Below are 5,204 nucleotides of genomic sequence, written 5' to 3'. Positions count from 1 at the left end.
TCGGAAACCGCATGCTGCTGCACCGCGGCGCTGGCGATCTGAGTGTTCATCTCGACGATACGCTCGACGCCCTGGCTGATGCTCGACAGGCTGCCAGAAGCATCGCTGGCGGCACTGATGCACGCTTGAGCCTTTAGCTGGCCGGCCTGCATCTGCTGCACGGCAACATCGGTGGCACTTTGCAGTTGCTGGATGATGTTGCGGATTTCTTCGGTCGACGCCTGAGTTCGCGAAGCCAGTGTGCGGACTTCATCAGCCACCACAGCAAACCCACGGCCTTGCTCGCCAGCCCGGGCCGCTTCGATGGCAGCATTCAGGGCCAGCAAGTTGGTCTGATCGGCAATCGTACTGATGACCTGAATAACCCCACCAATAGACTGACTGTGCAGGGCCAGCGCCTGGACTTTCTGGGCGCTGACTTCCACTTCTTCAGCCAGAGCCTGAATGGTCGAGTGGGCCTGATGCATGATGCGCAGCCCGTTACGCGAGGCGGTGTTCGCTTCATCAGCAGCCAGCGCAGCACCTTCGGTGTTCTGCGCTACGTCGGCCACGCTTGTGGTCATTTCGTTGATGGCCGTCGCCACTTGCTCGGTTTCAGCCTGTTGCGCGTTCATCGACTGCTTGGCCAGACCGATGGAGGTGCCCAGTCGGGCAGCCACATCAGACAGTTCGTATGACGTGCGGTCCATGTGCGAAATGGAGCTGGCGAATGCTTCGGCCATCAGGTTCAGACCGTTGGCGATGTCAGCCACTTCGTCCTTGCTGCTCACCTGTACACGGGCACTCAGATCACCGTCGGCCAGGCGACGGGTGACGCCCAGCAGACCATCAATGGTCAGGCGCAGGGCACGGTAGATGCTGAAGAACGCATAGAGCAACAGCAAGCCCATGATTACGCACATGGCAATCACGACTTCGCGTTGCAGCAAGAGCGCGTCGTAACGCGTATCCAGTTCACCTTGAAGCGCACTCTGGATTTCGTCCTGGGCCTTATAAAGCCCGGCTACCACGGCGTTACCGCGCGCGCTCAGCGCCTGCCCCTGCTGCACCGAGAACTCTGTACCTTTGACGTAGGCGTGCAGGTCGTTGCGAAAACTGTCCATCGTCGAGGTGGCCGAAGCGATAGGGTCGCCAATGCGGGCAGCAAGCTCTGGAGCACGACGCTTGAGCAGTCGAATGCCTTGCTCCAGCTCCGCGCGAAATTGCAGTTCGATCTTCAACAGGCTTTCAAGCGAGCCGCGCATCGGTACGCTTAGCCCCTGACCGGTACTCAAACCGGCTGTGATACCCCGGATCTGACCAGCCACGTTGATTTCTCTGGGCATACGAATGGTGCTCAGGTCGATCAGAAACAGCGACGCATAATCTTCGTCGAGCACCATGCCCGAGGTAGCCGAGACGTAATAGATAAAGTTGAGTGTCTGGGCCAGTTGCTCATTCCACTGTGCAAACACCTCGTCTTGCGAAAGACCAGGCTTGAGACTTTCCATCAGGGAACGCGCACCTTCGCGAAGACGCTGCACGCGACTCTCGGTCTCCAGCAGACGTCCTTGACGGGCATCCATGTCGGCGAGGTTACCAAGCGCTGTTTCAAGCTGGGTGCGGTTGCTGGCCAGATCCTGGGCAGCGGAGGCATCACCGGCGAGCAAACGGTTGGTTGCTGCACGCTGCAGCATGGAGAGTCGCAGAACGGGTGTCATGACATGCAGGTATTCACGACCGATACGTTCCTGGGCAACGGTGTCGATGCTCGCATTCAGACTGTTGAAAACCCGAAGACCAAGAACGATCAGCGGGATGACAATGATGATGGCTAAAACGGCAAACTTGGCAGGGAAGCGCAGGCGATTGGTAAGGTAAATACCAGGCGAAAGGATGTTCATAGTGGTCTCTATTTTAATTAGGGTGCCCGATCCGGCTGAAAAAGCCCCTTTATTTCTTTGCATCACGGCAGGTGCAAGGTCAGTGGTACCACCTCGAAGGGAATCATCCATTCAGATAGAGGCATAGTGACATCACTTCAGAGCTGTGCCCTATCGGGGAAGTTCAATGAGGCCATAATCTGATACCGGGCTATCGGCAGGGCCACGTAGAACGTGAGGTTGCGGGGATTTGCGGCGGGGAGCGGAAGCGGGGTGTGAGGTGCGGAGCTTGCGATGAACGCTGATCCAAATGAGGTGAATTCAGCTCAGTATGGCGGGAAACGGGTGTCCATCCGGCAGATCTGCCGAACACAGATTTTTCAGCGCGTACACCGTCGTGCGGCATCGTGACGCACGACGGTGAGCTTCATAGCGTTTTGAACGAGGACCTTTCAAGCCCTCGTCCACTCCACGTTCGACAACCCGAGCTTTTCAGCTTGAGGCTTGCTCAGCTTTGGTACCGGGTCGGAACGGTACTTGGGGATCGCACCGAATCCTGCATCCACCGACGCCCAGTGCCAGGCTTCTTTATTGTCCATGACAACCGCTCTTATATAGAACGTCTTGTAACTGCCATGCAGCAGGTAATCGATACGGTAGTGTTTTTCATCAGCCATTGTGGTGCTCCTGCTTTGTCAACTCGCAAAACAGATCGCAGGGTTTTCGAAAAATTCAAAATATTAATGCCATCATGTAAGCGATATCATATAGCCACCCTCACTCATGCCGATAGGGATGGCCGCAAGGCTATGACAACTAATAGACTTTGTTTATAACCCGTCTTTTTTGAATTTTTCGCCAACACAGACGGCTTACGCTCTGAGCATTGTCTGCGGGGCCTCTGAACTAAGAGTGTGTTGTTTTTCAAACATTCAGCGAATAAGAAAATTCTATTGAACCCGGATTTTCAGGCCGTTCATCCCGTTCACTAAAGTTATACGCAACGTCTACATCTCCGCTTTCTCATATCCAGTGACTGCGTTGAATAGAACCCATCCAGGTGGGTTGACGCTTCCCAAAAGATCACGCCTGAGGATACGACATGTTTATTCATAACAAGCGGCTTCAATATACCGTGCGGGTAGCTAGACCAAACCCTGGACTGGCCAATCTTCTGCTGGAACAGTTCGGCGGTGCCCAAGGCGAGCTGGCAGCAGCTGGACGTTATTTCACTCAAGGGTTGAGCGAGGAGGATCCAGGCCGTAAAGACCTGCTGATGGACATCGCCACCGAAGAGTTGAGCCACCTGGAAATAGTCGGCTCGATTATTGTCATGCTCAACAAAGGTGCCAAAGGTCAATTGGCTGAAGGCATCGAAGAAGAAGGCGAGCTTTACCGCTCCATCAACGGCAATGGCAACGACTCCCATATCACCAGCCTGCTGTACGGGGCCGGTGCGCCGTTGACCAACTCTGCCGGTGTGCCTTTTACGGCGGCCTACATCGATACCATTGGCGAGCCAACGGCTGACTTCCGCTCCAACATCGCTGCGGAATCCAGAGCGAAGATTGTTTACGAGCGTTTGATGAACGTGACAGATGACCCGGGCGTGAAAGAGGCACTGGGCTTTCTGATGACACGTGAAATCGCTCACCAGTTGTCTTTCGAAAAAGCCCTGCACGCCATCCAGCCCAACTTCCCGCAGGGCAAACTGCCAGGCATGCCGGAATTTACCAACAAGTACTTCAACATGTCCGGTGAACCCAATGTACGCGGTCCGTGGAACCAGGGCGGTGTATGGGAGTATGTGGAATCGCCACAACCGGCAGTCGATGGCGGCGATGGCACTGCTTCCGTCACGCTGGATGCCAAGGATGCGGAAGTGCTGGAAATGATGAAGGAGCGGACCCAGTCCGATCCGACTGCCAACCCTATTACCGGTGCGGATCTGGGTTCTGGTTTTGTACAGGGCAAAAATGTTTGAAACGGGTTTAAGCCTGCCTTGTTCAGGAGAACGGAATCATGAAAAAACTTCGCTCCCGCAAACCTCTCCCGTCTCAGGGCGAGTTGGATACTGCGTTGACCGACGCGGTGTTTGTAAAAGGGCTTCGTGCTTTCGAGGCTCAGGCGCTGCTCGCACGTCGGGGTCTTCAGGTGGTGATGGCTATGAAGGTCTTCGGGGTTGGAACCTTGCTTGATAACAACCTGCCCGAACGCTGATCACATCTGGTCACCAATGGCATACGGTCTATAAGACGAGTCCCCAGGCAGGCTGGACACCAGCCTTGCCTGTGGATAAGTCACTCGGTTACTGAAAAGGGTATAACCATGACTCGTATGACAATAGAAAATTTGTTCATTCACGAACGCTCAGATGTTTGCAGCGCCGAAAGTCATATCATTCAGTGACGTATCAATAGCCGCATGACCTTACCTCTCGCCAGGAAGATGTCATCATGCGCAATATCCCATCACGTTTTTACAGTTACATCACTTTTTGGCAGCGTCGTCGCCATGCGCAGCAGAAAGTTTTTTCGCATGTTCAAGATGCTGCTCAAGTGTTGGCAACGTGGCTTTGGCAAACGCCTTGAGCTCGGGGTCATCACCGTTCTCGGCCTCTTCCTTGTACAGTTTGGTCGCCTGCTCATGCGCAATGACCTGATTATTGGCATACGCTTGATCAAACGACTTCTTGTGCATTTCCAGAATGGCGGCCTCGGCTTTGTCCATCAGTATGGGGTCCTCGGACAGTTCAAGGTTCTTGCTTTTGGCAATCGCTGCCAGCTTATCGTTAGCAGCCGTGTGGTCTGTGACCATTTGCTGAGCAAACTTCTTCACGTCGGCAGACACACCCTTCTCATCCTGTACAAGCTTGCCAACCAGAACTTCTGCGATCCCTGCTGCAGAAGCATCTTTTACAAAGTCATCAGCGTCCTGCGCAGCGGTAGCCACTTGAGAGCCTAGCGAAAGCACGATGGCAATGGCGCTCATGCGAAAATAATTGTTCATTTTCGATCATCCTTGTGTGGGCTGAATACGTCATCGTTATCGACGATATAGACGTTTTGACCCACGCCCAAAACCTGTGTTCAGCCTGTCCGACCGCTTGCAGCAAAAGGCCGATGTCGATGATCCTGAACCCAGCAGGTGAGCCAGCCAGCTTATGTATTCAGACTGAGCAGTCGTAAAACTCGCTCAAGACAGTCATCCATTGATAATTGACTGGTATCAAGACAAAGGGCGGCGCCAGCAGGCAGTTCGTAAGGGGCGCTGATGCCGGTAAAGTCTTTCAACTCGCCTGCCAACGCCCGGCGATAAAGCCCTTTAGGGAAGCTCCGAGCA

6 protein-coding genes and 1 pseudogene are annotated in these 5,204 nt (G+C 54.2%); 2 read left to right on the top strand and 5 right to left on the bottom strand.

All coding sequences use genetic code 11. From position 1 onward, the window contains the following. The 3 genes and pseudogenes from ALO64_RS26870 to ALO64_RS16075 form a co-directional block, all read right to left on the bottom strand. On the bottom strand, positions 1-467 hold a 467-nt coding region (locus ALO64_RS26870), incomplete at its 3' end, for a methyl-accepting chemotaxis protein (protein ID WP_408002913.1). Between the two features lie 297 nt (positions 468-764). After that, positions 765-890, bottom strand: a pseudogene (locus tag ALO64_RS26865) (hypothetical protein); the annotation flags it as partial. A gap of 1,424 nt (positions 891-2,314) precedes the next feature. Then, positions 2,315-2,539 carry a DUF6555 family protein gene (locus tag ALO64_RS16075; RefSeq protein WP_002555969.1) on the bottom strand — a complete coding sequence of 75 codons (225 nt, stop codon included), beginning with the start codon at positions 2,537-2,539 and terminating at the stop codon, positions 2,315-2,317. A gap of 425 nt (positions 2,540-2,964) precedes the next feature. Between ALO64_RS16075 and ALO64_RS16070 the strand changes: the two genes are divergently transcribed. Both ALO64_RS16070 and ALO64_RS16065 read left to right on the top strand, forming a co-directional pair. Further along, positions 2,965-3,846, top strand: a complete 882-nt coding sequence (locus ALO64_RS16070) for a manganese catalase family protein (protein ID WP_002555970.1) — start codon at positions 2,965-2,967, stop codon at positions 3,844-3,846. A 38-nt stretch (positions 3,847-3,884) separates the two neighbouring features. Continuing rightward, positions 3,885-4,082 carry a hypothetical protein gene (locus tag ALO64_RS16065; RefSeq protein WP_002555971.1) on the top strand — a complete coding sequence of 66 codons (198 nt, stop codon included), beginning with the start codon at positions 3,885-3,887 and terminating at the stop codon, positions 4,080-4,082. Between the two features lie 270 nt (positions 4,083-4,352). Here the strand turns inward: ALO64_RS16065 and ALO64_RS16060 are convergent, their stop codons facing one another. Beyond that, positions 4,353-4,871 carry a DUF4142 domain-containing protein gene (locus ALO64_RS16060; RefSeq protein WP_005756927.1) on the bottom strand — a complete coding sequence of 173 codons (519 nt, stop codon included), beginning with the start codon at positions 4,869-4,871 and terminating at the stop codon, positions 4,353-4,355. A 152-nt stretch (positions 4,872-5,023) separates the two neighbouring features. Continuing rightward, a partial coding sequence (locus ALO64_RS24490; protein WP_157058663.1) for an adenylyl-sulfate kinase occupies positions 5,024-5,204 on the bottom strand: 181 nt, incomplete at its 5' end.

This window comes from Pseudomonas meliae (genome assembly GCF_001400515.1).
GTDB lineage: Bacteria > Pseudomonadota > Gammaproteobacteria > Pseudomonadales > Pseudomonadaceae > Aquipseudomonas > Aquipseudomonas amygdali.
The sequence above is the reverse complement of the archived record's forward strand: the minus strand, read 5'-3'. Positions and strand labels throughout refer to the sequence as shown.